Origin of the sequence: Delftia sp. WSY_12 (genome assembly GCF_043104645.1) — a bacterium.
Classification (GTDB): Bacteria; Pseudomonadota; Gammaproteobacteria; order Burkholderiales; family Burkholderiaceae_C; genus Comamonas; species Comamonas tsuruhatensis.
The window spans coordinates 266,815-284,600 of the sequence record NZ_JBICKW010000003.1; the positions used below are offsets into that span (position 1 = coordinate 266,815).

At 66.7% G+C, this 17,786-nt stretch carries 17 protein-coding genes; 9 read left to right on the forward strand and 8 right to left on the reverse strand.

Features of this window, described 5'->3' with window-relative positions; translation table 11 throughout:
* Positions 1 to 15: 15 nt before the first annotated feature.
* The 3 genes from ACF8LI_RS01485 to ACF8LI_RS01495 all read right to left on the reverse strand — a co-directional run bounded on the left by ACF8LI_RS01485 (position 16) and on the right by ACF8LI_RS01495 (position 2,553).
* Positions 16 to 930 (reverse strand): nucleotidyl transferase AbiEii/AbiGii toxin family protein, encoded by a 915-nt coding sequence (locus ACF8LI_RS01485; RefSeq protein ID WP_392411810.1) that lies wholly within the window; start codon positions 928 to 930, stop codon positions 16 to 18.
* Complete coding sequence (locus tag ACF8LI_RS01490; protein ID WP_016446591.1) at positions 927 to 1,664, reverse strand: type IV toxin-antitoxin system AbiEi family antitoxin; 738 nt, start codon at positions 1,662 to 1,664, stop codon at positions 927 to 929. The genes ACF8LI_RS01485 and ACF8LI_RS01490 overlap by 4 nt, the downstream gene beginning before the upstream one ends.
* A 160-nt stretch (positions 1,665 to 1,824) precedes the next feature.
* The gene (locus tag ACF8LI_RS01495) at positions 1,825 to 2,553 is read right to left on the reverse strand and encodes a Crp/Fnr family transcriptional regulator (protein WP_016446592.1); all 729 of its coding nucleotides are present in this window, start codon (positions 2,551 to 2,553) and stop codon (positions 1,825 to 1,827) included.
* 320 nt (positions 2,554 to 2,873) lie between these two features.
* Between ACF8LI_RS01495 and ACF8LI_RS01500 the strand changes: the two genes are divergently transcribed.
* The 8 genes from ACF8LI_RS01500 to ACF8LI_RS01535 all read left to right on the forward strand — a co-directional run bounded on the left by ACF8LI_RS01500 (position 2,874) and on the right by ACF8LI_RS01535 (position 12,726).
* The gene (locus tag ACF8LI_RS01500; RefSeq protein ID WP_017405426.1) at positions 2,874 to 4,811 is read left to right on the forward strand and encodes a long-chain fatty acid--CoA ligase; all 1,938 of its coding nucleotides are present in this window, start codon (positions 2,874 to 2,876) and stop codon (positions 4,809 to 4,811) included.
* A 14-nt stretch (positions 4,812 to 4,825) separates the two neighbouring features.
* Positions 4,826 to 5,611, forward strand: coding sequence for an ABC transporter ATP-binding protein (locus ACF8LI_RS01505; RefSeq protein WP_012203089.1), 786 nt, complete (start codon positions 4,826 to 4,828; stop codon positions 5,609 to 5,611).
* A 10-nt stretch (positions 5,612 to 5,621) separates the two neighbouring features.
* Positions 5,622 to 6,551, forward strand: coding sequence for a branched-chain amino acid ABC transporter permease (locus tag ACF8LI_RS01510; protein WP_016446594.1), 930 nt, complete (start codon positions 5,622 to 5,624; stop codon positions 6,549 to 6,551).
* A 24-nt stretch (positions 6,552 to 6,575) separates the two neighbouring features.
* Positions 6,576 to 7,640: a branched-chain amino acid ABC transporter permease gene (locus ACF8LI_RS01515; protein WP_016446595.1), complete on the forward strand. Its 1,065-nt coding sequence runs from the start codon at positions 6,576 to 6,578 to the stop codon at positions 7,638 to 7,640.
* A gap of 230 nt (positions 7,641 to 7,870) precedes the next feature.
* Positions 7,871 to 9,187 carry an ABC transporter substrate-binding protein gene (locus ACF8LI_RS01520; RefSeq protein WP_012203086.1) on the forward strand — a complete coding sequence of 439 codons (1,317 nt, stop codon included), beginning with the start codon at positions 7,871 to 7,873 and terminating at the stop codon, positions 9,185 to 9,187.
* A gap of 173 nt (positions 9,188 to 9,360) precedes the next feature.
* Positions 9,361 to 10,194: an ABC transporter ATP-binding protein gene (locus tag ACF8LI_RS01525; protein WP_013804352.1), complete on the forward strand. Its 834-nt coding sequence runs from the start codon at positions 9,361 to 9,363 to the stop codon at positions 10,192 to 10,194.
* 53 nt (positions 10,195 to 10,247) lie between these two features.
* On the forward strand, positions 10,248 to 11,495 hold the full coding sequence (locus tag ACF8LI_RS01530) for a phenylacetate--CoA ligase family protein (protein WP_392411813.1): 1,248 nt from the start codon (positions 10,248 to 10,250) through the stop codon (positions 11,493 to 11,495).
* Between the two features lie 241 nt (positions 11,496 to 11,736).
* The gene (locus ACF8LI_RS01535) at positions 11,737 to 12,726 is read left to right on the forward strand and encodes a tripartite tricarboxylate transporter substrate-binding protein (protein ID WP_016446599.1); all 990 of its coding nucleotides are present in this window, start codon (positions 11,737 to 11,739) and stop codon (positions 12,724 to 12,726) included.
* Positions 12,727 to 12,835: 109 nt separating this feature from the next.
* Here ACF8LI_RS01535 and ACF8LI_RS01540 read toward each other — a convergent pair whose 3' ends face one another.
* Entirely contained in the window at positions 12,836 to 13,351 is a 516-nt protein-coding gene (locus tag ACF8LI_RS01540) for a hypothetical protein (protein WP_016446600.1), read from the reverse strand.
* A 64-nt stretch (positions 13,352 to 13,415) separates the two neighbouring features.
* A complete protein-coding gene (locus tag ACF8LI_RS01545) occupies positions 13,416 to 14,300 on the reverse strand; it encodes a LysR family transcriptional regulator (protein WP_047218497.1) in 885 nt (294 codons plus the stop codon).
* 151 nt (positions 14,301 to 14,451) lie between these two features.
* Between ACF8LI_RS01545 and ACF8LI_RS01550 the strand changes: the two genes are divergently transcribed.
* Positions 14,452 to 15,435: an aldo/keto reductase gene (locus tag ACF8LI_RS01550; RefSeq protein WP_160851663.1), complete on the forward strand. Its 984-nt coding sequence runs from the start codon at positions 14,452 to 14,454 to the stop codon at positions 15,433 to 15,435.
* A gap of 22 nt (positions 15,436 to 15,457) precedes the next feature.
* Here the strand turns inward: ACF8LI_RS01550 and ACF8LI_RS01555 are convergent, their stop codons facing one another.
* From ACF8LI_RS01555 to ACF8LI_RS01565, 3 genes are read right to left on the reverse strand one after another with little or no spacing between them, the layout of a single operon-like run.
* Positions 15,458 to 15,787 carry a DUF1840 domain-containing protein gene (locus ACF8LI_RS01555; protein ID WP_016446603.1) on the reverse strand — a complete coding sequence of 110 codons (330 nt, stop codon included), beginning with the start codon at positions 15,785 to 15,787 and terminating at the stop codon, positions 15,458 to 15,460.
* Positions 15,788 to 15,820: 33 nt separating this feature from the next.
* The gene (locus tag ACF8LI_RS01560; protein WP_016446604.1) at positions 15,821 to 17,149 is read right to left on the reverse strand and encodes a class I SAM-dependent methyltransferase; all 1,329 of its coding nucleotides are present in this window, start codon (positions 17,147 to 17,149) and stop codon (positions 15,821 to 15,823) included.
* A gap of 24 nt (positions 17,150 to 17,173) precedes the next feature.
* On the reverse strand, positions 17,174 to 17,782 hold the full coding sequence (locus tag ACF8LI_RS01565) for a hypothetical protein (RefSeq protein WP_392411816.1): 609 nt from the start codon (positions 17,780 to 17,782) through the stop codon (positions 17,174 to 17,176).
* Between the last annotated feature and the right edge of the window lie 4 nt (positions 17,783 to 17,786).

Sequence of the window (17,786 nt, forward strand, 5' to 3'; positions counted from 1 at the left end):
TGTGCAGTGCTGGCGTCAGATGGCCAGCCGTGCGGCCAGCAGGTCCGCCTGCTCGGCGAACTTGCGGGGATGGGACGTGCGCAGCTGCGCCAGGTTCTGCACCTTCCATCGCACGCCGGGCAGGTGTTCGAGATGGGCGATGTCCAGCGCCGGCCAATCGGGGACTCCTGCGGCCAGCGACAGCAAAAAGCGCCGCTCACTGGCATCCAGCCCTTGCTGGAGCTCCCGCAGCAACCGCTCGCGTGCTGCGAGCAGAGATTGCAGCGACACAGGCTCGGCCGTCATGCCCCGGAAGTTGTTTTCGAAATCGTGCCGGACATCACGCAAGGGAGGAAACAGCACTTCGTGCAACGGCCGGTTGCTGCAGGCCAGATAGACCACGAACGCGCGCCGGATGCCAGGAGTGATGCCGCCGTGCGCGAACAGCTGCATCACATCGAACAGATCACGCGGGTGCTGCCGGTCCAGGGCGGCCACAAGCTTGCCGCCGTACACGTCCTCTGCCGAGACCACGGGAATCTCCAGGTCGGCCATCAGCACATCGCGCGCAGCGGGCGTAAGCGATGCCCGCCGTACCGGCAGCACCGTGCCCCGCATGACATAGTTCACTTCGATCTTGACCTGCACGGGACCGCGGCGCACCAGCAGCTTGGTCTGGCCCGCTGCAGCCACCGGCGCATGGGTCTGGAAGCCCCGCTTCGTCAGGCGTATAGCCGCTTGCCGGATGGCCTCATTGATCCGTTGCAGCGCCTCGTCGCGCGACGGCCTGTGGTCGGGAAACACCAGGTCCAGATCAACGGACAGACGCGGCATATCGCGCATGAACAGGTTGATCGCGGTTCCGCCCTTCAGCGCGAACGTGTCATCCACAAACACCAGCGGCGCGACCTGTGTCAACAGGCGCGCGGTATCGAGATAGGTCTGGTTCATGGCTTGAGCACCAACAGGCCCTCGGCCGACCGGGACACCCAGGGCCTGTCGCTTCCCGTCGGCAGCGAGGCCGTCTCCAGCCTGGCGACCCAGGGCAGCGCCCCCTCGCGCCCGAGTTGAAGGCACAGGCGCACGGTCTTGACGCTGGTGCAGCGCTGCAGAAGTTCACGCAGCACATCGGCGCGCAGGCTGTACGCGCTCTCCACCAGCTCCCTGGCTTCCTGCAGCGGCTGGCGCACGCCCACATCGCTCAGAAGCTCCAGCAGTGCACGCTCCGGCGCCGAGACCTGGGCGGCACCGCTGCGTTGTTCGAAGGGCCCGACATGCAGCAAGGCACCGGGTTGCTCGTCGAACAGCCTCTTGCGGTGGTATTCAGCGGGAAAACGCTCGGTGAACCATGGCGGCAGCTGCCCGGCGGCCCAGCCATACAGCTGCAGCACCGGCTGCTGCGCCACATACTGGCGCATGCCGTACCAGTCCAGCGCCGACTTGCCCCCCACATGCAGGCCCTCCAGGCGGCGCTGCAGCACGCCCAGGCTCGGATGCAGGGCCAGACTGTCGTTGGGCCGGCAGAAGACCCCCCGCATCAGGCGCTTCAGCCAGCCCGCGCGCACGTAGTGGACAGCCAGGTCTGCGGAGATGCCCAGCCCTGCCAGATCCTGCGAGGTGATGGGTGTGCCCGCAGGCAGCTGCGTGTAGAGCGCGTTTAATTTGCTTGCCCCGGTCGTAGTCATGCTGCGATTCAAGCACTTATTCCAAACACGGGCAACTTTGATATTTCCTTCCAATCGTAGTTCTACTACGATTTTCAATACTTTTCAAAATTTCATGGCGACATGCATCGGTACTGGTCCATGCCGATGGGTACGGCGCCAAAGCGGACGCCGCGCATGCTCAGGCCGCCCGCCGCGCCGTCGCAAACAGCCCGCTGCGCAGCGCTTCCAGGTCGAGCACGCGCAGGCCGCCGTACTCCACGACGATGGCGTTTTCGCGCTGCAGCACGGACAGCGCCTCGTTGACGCGCTGGCGTGACAGGCCCACCAGGTAGGCCAGCTCCTGCTGGGTGATGCGCAGCACCTCGCCGACACCGGGATACAGCAGCGGGTGAAAGAGCGCCGCCAGGCTGCGGGCCACGCGCAGGTCGGGGTTGGTGAGGCGGTCGATTTCGCGGGCCGAGATGAACTGGCCCAGGCGCTCGTTGAGCTGGCTCATGACGAAGCGGTTGAAGCCGATGGAGTGGTCCAGCAGCCAGTGGAAGGTGTCGATGGGCAGGCCGGCGACCACGCTTTTGCGGATGGCCTGCACGTTGTAGCGGTAGGGCTCGCGCTTGACGGCCGTGCCCTCGCCGAACCAGCCGCCCGGAGGCAGGCCGGCCAGCGTCATGCTGGCGCCATCGGCGCCATCGGTGTTCATCTTGAGCAGGCCTTCGACCACGCCGAACCAGTAGGTGGGTGCGCGGCCGGTGCGGCAGACGTAGTCGCCGGACTGTGCGTCGCCGACGACCAGCGCCTTGTGCGCGCGCTCGCGCTCGGCGGGCTGGAGCAGGGCCAGCCAGGGAATGCCATCGAGTTCCTCGGGTCGGGGCGCACGGCGGCGCTGGTGCAGTGACAGTTCTTGGCTCATGGAGTCGCGGCGAGGGTGCGCGGATGAATCAACAAAACCACCCAAGCATTGCCCGAGGCCAGTGGCTGGCGTGAGCGGGATTTCCAGAAGGACGGCGACCCGCTGCGAACGGGCTGGAGCGCAAGCCCCCCAACGGGCAATGAGACCGTTTTGGCACCATTTGTTACGGCGCGTTTTCCCGATGATGAGTTTCCCGAAGATTGTCGTCAAACAGACACCACGGCGTCAAAGCCAGTCCTACGATGCAGTCCAAGCCGGTGGGTCTCAGCCTGGGCATTTGCACCACGCGGCCACCATCCACGAACAACCAAGGACATGGAATGACGACCACGTTCCCGCACCTGCTGCTCCAGCATGCTGCCCAGCGCCCACAGGCACCGGCGCTGCGCGAGAAGGAATACGGCATCTGGCAGACCTGGAGCTGGAGCGAGGCCGCGCAGACCGTGCGCCACATGGCCTGCGGCCTGGCGGCGCTGGGCCTGGCACGCGGCCAGAATCTGGCCTTCATCAGCGACAACCGGCCCCATGTCTACATGGGCTTCCTGGCCGTGCAGGCGCTGGGCGCCGTGCCGATCCCGCTGTACCAGGACGCGGTGGCGGCCGAGATGCGCTTCGTCATCGAGGATGCCGAGATCGACTTCGCCTTCGCCGAGAACCAGGAGCAGGTGGACAAGCTGCTGGAGGTGCGCGAGAGCGTCCGCGGCCTGGGCCACATCATCTATGACGACCCGCGCGGCCTGCGCCACTACGACCAGCCGGGGCTGATCAGCACCGAGGCGCTGCTGCAAAAGGGCAAGGAATGGGAGGCCGCCCACCCGGGCGCCTGGGATGCCATGCTGGCGGCGCTGTCGCCCGACGACGTGTCCGTCATCCTCTACACCTCGGGCACGACGGGCAAGCCCAAGGGCGTGTGCCAGACCCACCGCAGCTTTGGCGAGTCGGCACGCGGCGGTGTGCAGGTGGACCGCCTGGGCCCTGGCGACAACGTGATCTCCTACCTGCCTCCGGCCTGGGTGGGCGACCACCTATTTTCCTTCGCGCAGTGGCTGGTGGCGGGCTTCACCATCAACTGCCCGGAGTCGGCCTCGACCGTGTCCATCGACCTGCGCGAGATCGGCCCCAGCTACTACTTCGCGCCGCCGCGCATCTTCGAGGGCATGCTGACTTCGGTGTCCATCCGCATGGAGGATGCCGCGCCGTTCAAGCAGTGGATGTACGGCCGCGCCATGGCCGTGGCGCGGCGCGTGGGATCGGACATCCTGGACGGCAAGAAGGTGGGCGCGCTGGACCGCCTGAAGTACGCGCTGGGCGACCTGTGCATCTACGGCCCGCTGCGCAATGCCATGGGCCTGTCGCGCATCCGCGTGGCCTATACGGCGGGCGCGGCCATCGGGCCCGAGCTGTTCCGCTTCTTCCGCTCCATCGGCATCAATCTCAAGCAGCTCTACGGCCAGACCGAGACCTGCGCCTATGTGTGCATACAGCGCGACGGGCAGGTGGAACTGAGCAGCGTGGGCCAGGCCGCACCGGGCATCGAGCTGAAGATCGCCGACAACGGCGAGGTGCTGCTCAAGGGCGTGTCCGTGCTCAAGGAGTACTACAAGCGCCCCGACGCCACGGCCGAGGTGGTGGATGCCGACGGCTGGTTCCACACGGGCGATGCCGGCGTGATCGACGCCAGCGGCCAGCTGCGCATCATCGACCGCGCCAAGGACGTGGGCAAGACCAGCCGGGGCGCCATGTTCGCGCCCAACTACATCGAGAACAAGCTCAAGTTCTTCCCCCAGATCAAGGAGGCCGTGTGCTTCGGCCACGGTCGCGACCAGGTCTGCGCCTTCATCAACATCGACTACGAGGCCGTGGGCAACTGGGCCGAGCGCCAGGGCCTGCCCTACGGCGGCTATGTGGACCTGGCATCGAAGGCCAAGGTGCTGGAGATGGTGGCCGACTGCGTGGCCCAGGTGAACGCCGACCTGGCCGCCGAAGCCGGCATGGCCGACACGCAGGTGGCGCGCTTCCTGGTGCTGCACAAGGAGCTGGACCCCGACGACGACGAGCTGACCCGCACGCGCAAGGTGCGCCGCGGCTTCATTGCCGACAAGTACGGCGTGCTGGTCGATGCGCTGTACACGGGCAAGCGTGAGCAGTTCATCGAGACCCAGGTCAAGTTCGAGGACGGCCGCACCGGCAGCGTCAGCGCCACGCTGTCCATCATCGATGCCAAAACCCATTCGGTGGCTGCCACCGCCAGGGCCTGACCGGAGCCGCTGACATGACCCACAAGAAGATCGGCGATGTCATCCTCGACATCAAGAACATCAGCCTGCGCTTCGGCGGGGTGAAGGCGCTGACGGACATCTCGTTCGATGTGCGCGAGCACGAGATCCGCTCCATCATCGGCCCCAACGGCGCAGGCAAGAGTTCGATGCTCAACTGCATCAACGGCGTGTACACCCCGTCCGAGGGATCGATCACCTTCCGGGGCAAGACCTTCAGCCACATGAACAGCCGCCAGGTGGCCGAGATGGGCGTGGCGCGCACGTTCCAGAACCTGGCGCTGTTCAAGGGCATGAGCGTGATCGACAACATCATGACCGGCCGCAACCTGCAGATCAAAAGCGGCATCCTGATGCAGGCCCTGCGCCTGGGCCCGGCCCAGCGCGAGGAGATCCGCCACCGCGAGTTCGTCGAGCACATCATCGACTTCCTGGAGATCCAGGCCTACCGCAAGACCCCCGTGGGCCAGCTGCCCTACGGTCTGCAAAAGCGCGTGGACCTGGGCCGCGCCCTGGCGATGCAGCCGCAGGTGCTGCTGCTGGACGAGCCCATGGCCGGCATGAACGTGGAGGAAAAGCAGGACATGTGCCGCTTCATCCTCGATGTGAACGACGAGTTCGGCTCCACCATCGTGCTGATCGAGCACGACATGGGCGTGGTCATGGACATCAGCGACCGCGTCGTGGTGCTGGACTACGGCAAGAAGATCGGCGACGGCGCACCCGACGAGGTGCGCCAGAACGAAGACGTGATCCGCGCTTACCTTGGCACAGGCCATTGAGGGGACTGACATGGGATTTTTTCTGGAAACCTTGTTCGGCGGCCTCATGGTGGGCACGCTGTACGCGCTGATCGCCATCGGCTTCGTGCTGATCTTCAAGGCCTCGGGCGTGTTCAACTTCGCCCAAGGCGCGATGGTGCTGTTCTCGGCCCTGGCCATGGCGCGCTTTTCCGAGTGGATCCCGAAGTGGATCGGCATGGAGCCGGGCTGGTTCACCAACCTGCTGGCCATCTGCGTGTCGCTGGCCATCATGGTGGTCGTGGCCTGGGTGATCGAGCGGCTGGCGCTGCGCCACCTGGTCAACCAGGAGCCCATCACGCTCTTGATGGCCACGCTGGGCATCGCCTACCTGCTCGACGGCCTGGGCCCGATGATCTTCGGCAGCGCCGTCTACAGCATCAACGTGGGCATGCCCAAGGACCCCATGTTCATCCTCGACGGCCTGTTCGAGGGCGGCGTGCTGCTGAGCCAGGAAGACCTGTATGCGGCCTGCATCGCCGCGCTGCTGGTGGCCGCGCTCAGCGTGTTCTTCCAGAAGACCAAGACCGGCCGCGCGCTGCGCGCCGTGGCCGACGACCACCAGGCGGCGCAGTCCATCGGCATCCCGCTGTCGCGCATCTGGGTCATCGTCTGGTCGGTGGCCGGCGGCGTGGCCCTGGTGGTGGGCATCATCTGGGGCTCCAAGCTGGGCGTGCAGTACTCGCTGTCGCTGGTGGCCCTGAAGGCCCTGCCCGTGGTGATCCTGGGCGGCCTGACCTCGCTGCCCGGCGCCATCATCGGCGGCCTGATCATCGGCGTGGGCGAGAAGCTCTCCGAGGTCTACCTGGGCCCCATGGTCGGCGGCGGCATCGAGACCTGGTTCGCCTACGGCCTGGCCCTGTGCTTCCTGCTCGTGCGGCCCCAGGGGCTGTTCGGCGACAAGATCATCGACCGCGTCTGAGACCGTATACGGAGAACTTGCACCATGTTTTATCGTGAGAACGGTCAATTCAAGACGACCTACGCATCCGACCAGCAGATCTTCGGCGTCGCCCAGGACCGCTGGGCCATCGTGGCGCTGCTGGCCGTCGCCTTCCTGGTGATTCCCTTCAGCGTCAGCGACTACACCTTCCAGGCCGTGCTGATCCCCTTCCTGATCATGTCGCTGGCGGCGCTGGGGCTGAACATCCTGGTCGGCTACTGCGGCCAGATCTCTCTGGGCACCGGCGCCTTCATGGCCGTGGGCGCCTATGCGGCCTACAACCTGCAGGTGCGTTTCGAGGGCATGCCGCTGCTGGTGGCCCTGATCGGCGGCGGCGTGCTGGCCATGGTCTTCGGCGTGATCTTCGGCCTGCCCAGCCTGCGCATCCGCGGCCTGTACCTGGCCGTGGCCACGCTGGCCGCCCAGTTCTTCGTGGACTGGCTGACCAGCCGCGCCGCCTGGGTGACGAACAACTCCTCCTCGGGCTCGGTGAGCGCAGGCCCGCTGTCCATCATGGGCTGGAAGATCGACACGCCCATGGAAAAGTACCTGCTGTGCCTGGGCATCCTGTGCCTGCTGGGCCTGGCGGCCAAGAACCTGGTGCGGGGCGCCATCGGCCGCGAATGGATGGCCATGCGCGACATGGACGTGGCCGCCAGCGTGATCGGCATCCGCCCGACCTACGCCAAGCTCAGCGCCTTTGCCGTGAGCAGCTTCATCGTCGGCGTGGCCGGCGCGCTGTGGGGCTTCGTACACCTGGGTGCCTGGGAGCCTGCGGCCTTCAGCCTGGACCGCTCGCTGCAGCTGCTGTTCATGATCATCATCGGCGGCCTGGGTTCGGTGGTCGGCAGCATCTTCGGCGCGGCCTTCTTCGTGCTGCTGCCGCTGCTGCTCACCCAGGTGCCTCACTGGCTGGGCCTGCCGCTGTCCACGGCCACGGCGACCTACCTGGAGCACATGATCTTCGGTGCGCTGATCGTGTTCTTCCTGATCGTGGAGCCGCACGGACTCGCGAAGCTGTGGGCAACGGCAAGGCAAAAGCTTCGCGTCTGGCCCTTCCCGCATTGATATGACACCCCCTGAGTCGCTTCGCGCCTTCCCCCTCTCTACTCGCTACGCGAGGGAGGGGGACGACACCCTCGGTGCGGGGCGGCCCTTCCTCGGTGTCCCTGACCTGGGGCTCGCCAGTTCCACAGATGGCGCCAGGAAACATGGAATGTTTGATTCTGATCGAGACAGGGCGCCACAGAGTGCCGGATAACCGGGGAATCTTCCCCAGCCAACTAGGAGACAACGTCATGATGTTCAAGAAAGTCGCCATCGCCGCCGCCACGGTCGCTGCTGGAATCGGCGCTCTCGTGGCCGCCCCTGCCGCACAGGCCCAGGACCAGTTCGTGCCGCTGCTGGTCTACCGCACGGGCCAGTTCGCGCCGCTGGGCATTCCATGGGCCGATGGCAAGCAGGACTACATCAAGCTGGTCAACGCCAAGGGCGGCATCAATGGCGTGAAGATCGCCTACGAGGAATGCGAGACGGCCTACGACACGGCCAAGGGCGTGGAGTGCTATGAGCGCCTGAAGGGCAAGGGCGGCGGCGCTGCCGGTTTCGATCCGCAGTCCACCGGCATCACGTTCGCCGTGACGGACAAGGCGCCCGGCGACAAGATGCCCATCATCACCACGGGCTATGGCCTGTCGCAGTCGGCCGACGGCAAGGTCTTCGAGTGGAACTTCCCGCTGCTGGGCAACTACTGGACGGCGGCCGATTCCATCATCCAGGACATCCTCAAGAAGGAAAAGGGCAGCCTCAAGGGCAAGAAGATCGCCCTGGTCTACCACGACTCGCCCTATGGCAAGGAGCCCATTCCGCTGCTGCAAAAGCGCGCCGCCAAGGAAGGCTTCGACCTGACCCTGCTGCCCGTGACGGCGCCCGGCGTGGAGCAGAAATCCACCTGGCTGCAGATCCGCCAGCAGCGCCCCGACTACGTGCTGCTGTGGTCGGCCGGCGTGATGACGCCCACGGCCGTGCGCGAGGCGCAGGCCACCGGCTACCCGCGCGAGAAGATGTACGCCATCTGGTGGGCCGGCTCGGACCATGACGTGAAGGACATCGGCGCCGGCGCCAAGGGCTACAACACCGTGACCATCCACAACACGGCCGAGCACGACAAGGTGCACGACGAGGTCAAGTCCATGGTCTACGACAAGGGCCAGGGCACGGCCACCGACGCCAAGGAACTGGGCGCCATGGCCCATACGCGCGGCATGGTGATCTCCATGCTGCAGGTGGAGGCCATCCGCACGGCACAGGAAAAATACGGCAAGGGCAAGGTCATGACCTCCGAGCAGGTGCGCTGGGGCCTGGAGAACCTGAACCTCACGCAGGAGCGCCTCAACGAGCTGGGCTTCGGCAAGATCATCCGCCCCGTCAAGACCAGCTGCGACAACCACCTGGGCACCGACTGGTCGCGCATCGCCCAGTGGGATGGCGCCAAGTGGAAGGTGGTCTCCGACTGGTACCAGGCCGACAAGTCCATGGTCGAACCGCTGGTCAAGGAGTACGCGGACAAGTACGCCAAGGAAAAGAACGTAAAAGCTAGAACTTGCACCCCCTGAGGCGCTTGCGCGCCTTCCCCCTCTCTACCCGCTTCGCGGGGGAGGGGGACGACACCCTCGGTGCGGGGCGGCCCTTCCTCGGTGTCCCTGAGTTGGGGCATGCCCCGCGCAGAGATGCTTCGAGAGTTGCGGCCCCGCACTCCGCTTTCGTATCAACGCCCATGGACGACGCCATGACCACCGCACCCACCTCCGCCCCGGCCCCCAGCGATCCGCTGCTCGTGGTCAATGGCATCGAAGTCATCTACAACCATGTGATCCTGGTGCTCAAGGGCGTTTCGCTCCAGGTGCCGCGCGAGAGCATCGTGGCCATTCTGGGCGGCAACGGCGCGGGCAAGACCACGACGCTGCGCGCCATCTCCAACCTGCTCAAGGGCGAGCGCGGCGAGGTGACCAAGGGCACGATCGAGCTGGAGGGCGAGCGCATCGAAAGCCTCACGCCCTCCGAGCTGGTGCAGCGCGGCGTGGTCCAGGTCATGGAGGGGCGGCACTGCTTCGCCCACCTGACCATCGAGGAAAACCTCATGACCGGCAGCTACACGCGCACTGACAAGGGCGAGATAGCAGCCAACCTCGAGAAGGTCTACAACTACTTTCCGCGCCTGAAGACGCGCCGCACCTCGCAGGCCGCCTACACCTCGGGCGGCGAGCAGCAGATGTGCGCCATCGGCCGCGCGCTGATGGCCAATCCGCGCATGGTGCTCCTGGACGAACCCTCGATGGGCCTGGCCCCGCAGATCGTCGAGGAGGTGTTCAACATCGTCCGCGACCTCAACAGCAAGGAAAAGGTCACCTTCCTGCTGGCCGAGCAGAACACCAACATGGCCCTCAAATACTCGGACTACGGCTACATCATGGAAAGCGGCCGCATCGTCATGGACGGCGCGGCCTCGGACCTGGCCAGCAACGAGGACGTCAAGGAGTTCTACCTGGGCGTGGGCGGCGGCGAGCGCAAGAGTTTCAAGGACGTGAAAAGCTACAAGCGCAGAAAACGCTGGCTGGCCTGACCGGCGGACATTTCCCAGCCCCTGCCCCAGACCCTTCTTCCACAGGACTAGCCATGAGTGCCTTCTACGACGCGCTGGAGACGCGCACCCCTGACGAACGCGAAGCGGCGCTGCTGTCCGCCCTGCCCCGGCAGATCGCCCATGCGCAGCAACACTCTGCCGCCTTCGCCCAGATCCTGGCCGGCGTCGATGCCACGCAGATCACCAGCCGCGAGGCCCTGGCCCGCCTGCCGGTGACGCGCAAGTACGAGCTGCTGCAGCGCCAGGCCGAGCAGCGGCCCGCGCAGATCTTCGGCGGCTTCAACGCCATCGGCCTGGGCCAGCCCATGCCGCGCCTGTTCTGCAGCCCCGGCCCCATCTACGAGCCCGAGAGCCGCCGCCCCGACTACTGGCGCATGGCGCGCGCGCTGCATGCCTCGGGCTTTCGTCCCGGCGAGCTGGTGCACAACTGCTTCAGCTACCACTTCGTGCCCGCGGGCTCGATGATGGAAAGCGGCGCCCATGCGCTGGGCTGCACGGTGTTCGCAGGCGGCACGGGCCAGACCGAGCAGCAGGTGCAGGCCATGGCCGACCTGCGGCCCGCCGGCTACGTGGGCACGCCCAGCTTCCTCAAGATCATTGTGGAAAAGTCCGTGGAGATGGGCCTGCCCATCCCCTCCGTGACCAAGGCCATGGTCTCGGGAGAGGCCTTCCCGCCCTCGCTGCGCGACTGGCTGGCCGAGCGCGGCATCGCGGGCTACCAGTGCTATGCCACGGCCGACCTGGGCCTGATCGCCTACGAGACCGAGGCCCGCGAAGGCCTGGTGCTGGACGAGCAGGTCATCGTCGAGATCGTGCGCCCCGGCACGGGCGACCCGGTGGCCCCCGGCGAGGTGGGCGAGCTGGTGATCACCACGTTCAATCCCGACTACCCGCTGATCCGGTTCGGCACGGGCGACCTCTCTGCCGTGCTGCCCGGCCAGTGCCCCACGGGCCGCACCAACGCACGCATCAAGGGCTGGATGGGACGCGCCGACCAGACCACCAAGGTGCGCGGCATGTTCGTGCACCCGGGCCAGATTGCCGACGTCGTGCGCCGCTTCCCCCAGGTGGGGCGCGCGCGGCTGGTGGTCACGGGCGAGATGGCCAACGACCAGATGCAGCTGCTGGTCGAAACCCGCGAAACCTCACCGGGCCTGGCCCAGCAACTGTCCGATGCCGTGCGCGAAGTCACCAAGCTGCGCGGCGATGTGCAGATGGTGCTGCCGGGCACCCTGCCCAATGACGGGAAGGTCATTGAAGACGCGAGGTCGTACAAGTAGCCACCGGGGTGCGGGGACGGCGGCCTCGCCGCCGAGCAGCATTCGCAGACCCTGAAAACATGACGCCTGTCAAGACTCCCAGGGTTTGCACTAGATCAATGGCAAGGGAATCTGCTGCGGCGCAATAGAAACAATTCTTAAAATCCGTCTCCTCGTGCATTCGGTTTCTTTTGCGTGTTTGCCCTTTAGGGCGAAAACGCATCGCCCCCTATCATTTGCACGCCATTCACCTGGAGACACTATGAAAGCATTGTTCAAGATCGCAGCCATCGCCCTGGCAGCCGGCGCAGCCATTGGCGCTCATGCGCAGGACTATCCTGCCGCAGGCAAGACGATCACCCTCATCGTGCCGTTCACCGCAGGCGGCCCGACCGACAAGGTGGCCCGCGATCTGGCCGAGTCCATGCGCAAGCATCTGAACAATGCCACCATCGTGGTGGACAACGCCGACGGCGCCGGCAGCACCATCGGCACGGCCAAGGCTGCACGTGCCCGCCCTGACGGCTACACGCTGCTGATCAACCACATCGGCATGTCCACGATCCCGTCGCTGTACCGCAAGCTGTCGTTCAACGTGCTCAACGACTTCGAGTACGCCGGCATCATCAACGACGTGCCCATGACCCTGATCGGCCGCCCCAGCCTGCCGGCCAAGAACTTCGCCGAGGTCAAGGACTGGATCGGCAAGAACCAGGGCAAGGTCAACCTGGCCAATGCCGGCATCGGTTCCGCCTCCCACCTGTGCGGCCTGATGCTGCAGGCGGCCATGAAGACCGAAATGACGCCCGTGCCCTACAAGGGCGCCGCGCCGGCCATCGCCGACCTGATCGGCAACCAGGTCGACCTGCTGTGCGACCAGACCACCAACACCACGGGCCAGATCACGGCCAAGAAGGTCCAGGCCTATGCCGTGACCACGCCCAAGCGCCTGGTCATGCCCGCACTGAAGGACCTGCCGACGCTGGCCGAAGTGGGCGTGCCTGACTTCCAGGTCACCATCTGGCATGGCCTGTACGCGCCCAAGGGCACGCCGGCCGACGTCGTCAAGAAGGTCAACGAGGCCATGAAGGCCGCCCTCAAGGACCCCGAGTTCATCAAGCGCCAGGAAGCCCTGGGCGCCGTGATCGCCAGCGACGGCCGCATCGAACCCGAAGGCCACAAGAAGTTCGTCCAGGCCGAGATCGAGAAGTGGGGCAAGGTCATCAAGGCAGCCGGCACCTACGCCGACTGATCCCGAGGACCACCACCGCGACGGATCGCCCAGTTGCAACCACGATCAAGCCCGGCTTCGGCCGGGCTTTTTCGTTGGCGGGGACGGCGCGACAGCGGCGATGCAGGGTTCAGGGCGCCGGCCCGCGCAGCGCCATCACGGCCTGCCAGCTGCCGCCGCGCTGGCTTGCGTTGTAGAGGTTGCTCTGCGTGTTGCCGGGACCTTCGTAGTAGCTGCCGCGCATCAGGCATTGCGATCCCGAGGCCGTGCAGTGCACAAGCTCGACGCCGAACATCAGCGCCGGCCGGCCGCTGGCCCGGTCCAGCACCTGCTCGCCGCCCTTGCCCACGTCGCAGGCCGAAGCCGGCCGCACCTGGCTCTGGCCGCTGAGCAGGGCCAGCGTGCCGGCATCGGGGTCCAGCAGCGCCCAGCCCCGGCCGTTGCCTATGCAGTAGGCCGCCGCCTTGGGGCCGAGGTTGGAGGCGTTGTCCAGAAACAGCAGCGAATACACGGCCGCCGCCGCTCCCGGAGGTGCCTGCGGGCCGGTGGGCGCCTTGGGCCTGTCGGCGCAGGCGGCCAGCGCCAGCGTGGCGGCCAGCGCGCCCAGCCAGGGCAGGAATCGGGAGGAATGACGGAGGCGGTGCATGGAAGTCCTTTCTTTCTCGCAATCTGCGTGCGTGTTTAACACGGCGCGCGGCCCCTGCTGCGGCTCAGGCCGGGCCTTCGAGTTCGGCATGCCGCCGCTCGAACAGTTCAATGAGGTGGTCCGCCACGGCCCGCACCCGCCGCGAATGGGCAAGGTCGGCATGCATGGCAAGCCAGATGGGCTGATCGGCGCCCAGCTGCGGCTCCACGCAGACCAGCCCCGCCTGCCGCGCCAGGAAATGCGGCAGCACGGCCAGGCCCAGGCCCGCCTGGGCCGCGGCCAGCTGCGCGGACAGGGTGTTGGTCTCCAGCCGGCAGGGACGCCCGCGCAGGGCGCGCGCCATCCAGCGTGCGGCGGGCAGGTGGGCATGGCTGTCGTCCCAGCCGATGAAGGCGTCGCCTTCGAAGGGGTCCGAGCCGCTCCGGCCAGCGCGACCAGCAACATGGCCGGCCGATCCGTACAAGCCGAAACCCAGCGTTCCCAGGCGCCGGATCGTGACGTGGCCGGCCTCGGGCTGGGTCATGCGCACGGCCAGGTCGGCATCGCGCCGGTGCAGGTTCAGCGTCTGCACGCCGCTGACCAGCTGCACGCGCAGCCCCGGATGGCGCGCGAACAACTGCGCCAGCGAGGGCACGATCAGCGGGTTGGCCAGGTTCTCCGCCGTGGCCAGCCGCACCACGCCCGCGACCTGCGCCTGGCTGTGCGCGGCATCGCCCAGGGCCTGGGCCGCCTGCTCCAGCGTCTCGGCCGGGGCCAGCAGCGCCTGGCCGTCGGCCGTGAGCCGATAGCCGCTCTGGTGGCGGCTGAACAGCGGCATGGCCAGCGCGGACTCCAGCCGGTCCAGCCGGCGCGAGACCGTGGCCACGCCCAGCCCCAGCGCGGCCGAGGCACCGCTCAGGCTACCGGCGCGGGCAATGGCCAGGAAGATGCGGGCGTCGTCCCACTGCAATGAAGTGCTCCTTGGTTTTCCTGGAAAGCCCTTGCGGAGAGCCTTTGTGGAAATGTTTTCCGGAAATGGAAGATCGAAGCGCGATTTTCTCAGTAGGCAAGCCCACCCCGGAAAACCATACTGGCCCCTTGTTTCAGCAAGAGGATATGCAATGCAACAACGCACACTTGGCCACGATCTGCAGGTATCCGCCCTGGGCCTGGGCTGCATGGGCATGAGCGAGTTCTATGGCCCGCGCGACGACGCCCTGGCGCTGCAGGCGCTGGACCATGCCGTGGAGGCCGGCATCGACTTCCTGGACACGGCCGATGTCTACGGGCCGCACCACAACGAGGAGCTGATCGGCCGCTTCCTGGCCTCGCGCCGGCCGCGCGTGAAGATCGCCACCAAGTTCGGCATCGTGCGCAAGGCCGGCGAGTACCGGCGCAGCATCGACAACAGCGCGCAGTACGCGCGGCAAAGCTGCGAGGACTCGCTGCGGCGCCTGGGCGTGGAGCGCATCGACCTGTACTACGTGCACCGCGTCGATGCCACGCGGCCCATCGAAGAGACCATGCAAGGGCTGGCGCGCCTGGTGCAGGAAGGCAAGATCGCCCGCATCGGCCTGTGCGAGGTCAGCGCAGCCACGCTGCGCCGCGCCCATGCCGTGCACCCGGTGGCGGCGGTGCAGACCGAGTATTCGCTGTGGACGCGCGAGGTGGAGGACGAGGTGCTGCCCGCCTGCCGCGAGCTGGGCGTGGGGCTGGTGGCCTATTCGCCGCTGGGGCGCGGCTTTCTCACGGGACGCTTTCATGGCGGCACGGCCTTCGAGCAGGGCGATTTCCGCGCCAGCCTGCCGCGCTTTCAGCCCGGCAACATCGACACCAACCAGGCCCTGGTGGGTGCCGTATCGGCCCTGGCGCAGCGCAAGGGCAGCACGCCTGCGCAGATCGCCCTGGCCTGGCTGCTGGCCCAGGGGCCGGACGTGGTGCCCATTCCGGGCACCCGGCGCATCGCCCATCTGCAGGACAACCTGGGCGCGCTGTCCGTGGCACTGACGCCCGGCGAGCTGGACGAGCTGCGGCGCGCCAGCGACGAGCTGCCCGTGGCCGGGCAGCGCTATACGGAGGAAGGCATGAAGGGCATCAACGCCTGACGGGCCAGCGGGGGCCTCCGGCTTACCAGGTGACGTCGCTGTTCTCGGCGGCGCTGCGGCGCAGCATGTCGATCATGGGCGCAGCGCGCTGGCGCAGGCTGACGGCATCGCGTGCGCCCGGTGCGGCATTGTCCTGGTCACCATCCTGCGCATCCTCTTCCTGGTTGGCCTTGCGGCGGGCATCGTCATCGGCCACGGCGGCTTCCAGCGCATCGATGGCGGCCGGGATCTGCTGGACGGTGATTATGCCGCTGGCGCCGGGCGTCTTGCCGACGATCTCCAGGACCTGGCGGCCGTTGGATTCGAGCATGATGACGTCGGCCGTGGCACGGGACTTGAACTTGTAGAGCATGGCTATCCTTTTTCTGTGTGGCGTGTCATGCACTCAGCGGTACATGTACTCGCGGTTGAAAGCATAGTCCGATTGGGCTCCCACCATGGACCCCGACTGCAGCCGTCCGTCGGGATGCGTGCACAGCATCTGGTGCAGGGCGATCCAGCCGCGCTCGAAGCCCATGGCGCAACCCGCCAGATAGAGCCGGTAGGCGCGCAGCACCTTGGCGGCACCTTCGGCATCGGCATGCTGCTCAAGGATACGCTGCGCCTGCGGCAGCTGGGCCTCCAATGCGTCGGACCAGTTCCACAGCGTGCGTGCGTAGTGGGGCCGCAGGTTCTCCGTGTCCACCATTTCCAGCCCGCTGTGGCCCATGTCGTGCAGCACGCGGCTCACATGCATCAGCTCGCCGCCGGGGAAGATGTAGCGGTCGATGAACTCGCCCATGCCCGCGCCCAGCTGGGTGTTGTCCACGCCGCCCGCGGTGATGCCGTGGATCAGCGCCATGCCGCCCGGGCGCAGCAGGCGGTGCACGGTCTGGAAGTACTCGGGCAGCTGGGCCTGGCCCACATGCTCGAACATGCCCACCGAGCCTATCTTGTCGAAGGGCTGGCCGGGCGCCAGCGCGCGGTAGTCCAGCAGTTGCATGTCCACCCTGCCCTGCAGGCCGCGCTCGGCAATCAGCTGCTGCACATGGCGGTGCTGGTTGTGCGAGAGCGTGATGCCCGTGGCCGTGACGCCGTAATGCTCGGCCGCCCACAGCAGCAGCGCGCCCCAGCCCGCGCCGATGTCCAGGAAACGCTCGCCGGGCCGCAGGTCCAGCTTGCGGCAGATGTGGTCGAGCTTGGCCTCCTGGGCCTGGGCCAGCGTCATCTGCGGATCGCGGAAGTAGGCGCAGGAATAGACGCGGCGCGGGTCCAGCCACAGGCCGTAGAAGTCGTCGGAGATGTCGTAGTGGAACTGGATCTGCTGGGCGTCGCGCGCCAGCGTGTGCGCGGCCATGGAGCGCATGCGGGCCATGGCATGCACCCACCAGTGCGATGTGCCGCGCACCGGATCGGATTGCAGCAGGCTGGCGGCCACCGCCATCACGTCGCGCATGCGGCCATCGATGCGTACCAGCCCCTCCACGATGGCACTGCCCAGTGTCCCTATCTGCCCGGCCGCCAGGCTGGCCATGGCCGCCATGGACTGGAAATGCAGCACCACCTGCGCATCCGCAGGACCGGCGCGCTGGCCGGACGGCAGGATCACGGCCACGGGAACAGGGAGAGACGCCAGCCGCGCCTCGATGGAGCTCAGCACTTGTGTCATGGCGTTCATTTTTGACAGCAAGCCGCACTGCGTCAATCGCAGCCTGGGCTGTGCATGGCGGGGCATGGCGCCCCGCCACAGAGGGGGCGATCAGGCGATCAGCTGCCTGTAGTCGCGCCGTGTCTGGTCACTCACCGAAGCAAGCACTTGCTCGAAGGGCGTCTTGTGCCGTGCGACCAGCCGCAGGGATGCCACGGCGCGCGATTTGCAAAACCAATGACAGGTGTACTGCATGAGCAACAGCTCGGCCGTCATCATGAAGGCGCGCGCACGGCGTTCTTCCTCGGTGGCGCTGTCGGCCACGCGCACGGAGGCAATGCCGCGCGCATGCAGCTGCATGGCTTCGCGCAGATCGAAGCCGGACGACGGGAACAGCCGGTCCAGATAGGGCAGCGCCACGGGCAGCGTGCTCACGCGCGTGAGCTGCGGATCGGCCGAGGCCATTTCCTTGGCAAAGCGCTGGAACTGCTCGACCAGGCTGGTTTCGGTGTTGTCCAGCACGGTCCAGATCTGGCCGCGGCGCTGCTCGTCGTTCTCGCCCAGGGCGCGCAGATAGCCTTCGATCAGGCCGCCCATCAGCTTCTCTATCTGGAAACGCCCCAGATACTGGGCCAGCAGCAGGGTATGCCGGCGCTGCTCCTGCGTCTTGAGAAGGTAGATTGCGATGAAGACAATGATCGCCAGCGTGAAGAAGTCCATGAAA

Coding starts and splice junctions, on each gene's coding strand:
- ACF8LI_RS01515 (WP_016446595.1), top strand. CDS start 6,576: ATGTTTTATCGTGAGAACGGTCAATTCAAGACGACCTACGCATCCGAC.
- ACF8LI_RS01500 (WP_017405426.1), top strand. CDS start 2,874: ATGACGACCACGTTCCCGCACCTGCTGCTCCAGCATGCTGCCCAGCGC.
- ACF8LI_RS01540 (WP_016446600.1), bottom strand. CDS start 13,351: ATGCACCGCCTCCGTCATTCCTCCCGATTCCTGCCCTGGCTGGGCGCG.
- ACF8LI_RS01505 (WP_012203089.1), top strand. CDS start 4,826: ATGACCCACAAGAAGATCGGCGATGTCATCCTCGACATCAAGAACATC.
- ACF8LI_RS01490 (WP_016446591.1), bottom strand. CDS start 1,664: ATGACTACGACCGGGGCAAGCAAATTAAACGCGCTCTACACGCAGCTG.
- ACF8LI_RS01495 (WP_016446592.1), bottom strand. CDS start 2,553: ATGAGCCAAGAACTGTCACTGCACCAGCGCCGCCGTGCGCCCCGACCC.
- ACF8LI_RS01530 (WP_392411813.1), top strand. CDS start 10,248: ATGAGTGCCTTCTACGACGCGCTGGAGACGCGCACCCCTGACGAACGC.
- ACF8LI_RS01560 (WP_016446604.1), bottom strand. CDS start 17,149: ATGCCCCGCCATGCACAGCCCAGGCTGCGATTGACGCAGTGCGGCTTG.
- ACF8LI_RS01535 (WP_016446599.1), top strand. CDS start 11,737: ATGAAAGCATTGTTCAAGATCGCAGCCATCGCCCTGGCAGCCGGCGCA.
- ACF8LI_RS01555 (WP_016446603.1), bottom strand. CDS start 15,787: ATGCTCTACAAGTTCAAGTCCCGTGCCACGGCCGACGTCATCATGCTC.
- ACF8LI_RS01510 (WP_016446594.1), top strand. CDS start 5,622: ATGGGATTTTTTCTGGAAACCTTGTTCGGCGGCCTCATGGTGGGCACG.
- ACF8LI_RS01525 (WP_013804352.1), top strand. CDS start 9,361: ATGACCACCGCACCCACCTCCGCCCCGGCCCCCAGCGATCCGCTGCTC.
- ACF8LI_RS01550 (WP_160851663.1), top strand. CDS start 14,452: ATGCAACAACGCACACTTGGCCACGATCTGCAGGTATCCGCCCTGGGC.
- ACF8LI_RS01520 (WP_012203086.1), top strand. CDS start 7,871: ATGATGTTCAAGAAAGTCGCCATCGCCGCCGCCACGGTCGCTGCTGGA.
- ACF8LI_RS01565 (WP_392411816.1), bottom strand. CDS start 17,782: ATGGACTTCTTCACGCTGGCGATCATTGTCTTCATCGCAATCTACCTT.
- ACF8LI_RS01485 (WP_392411810.1), bottom strand. CDS start 930: ATGAACCAGACCTATCTCGATACCGCGCGCCTGTTGACACAGGTCGCG.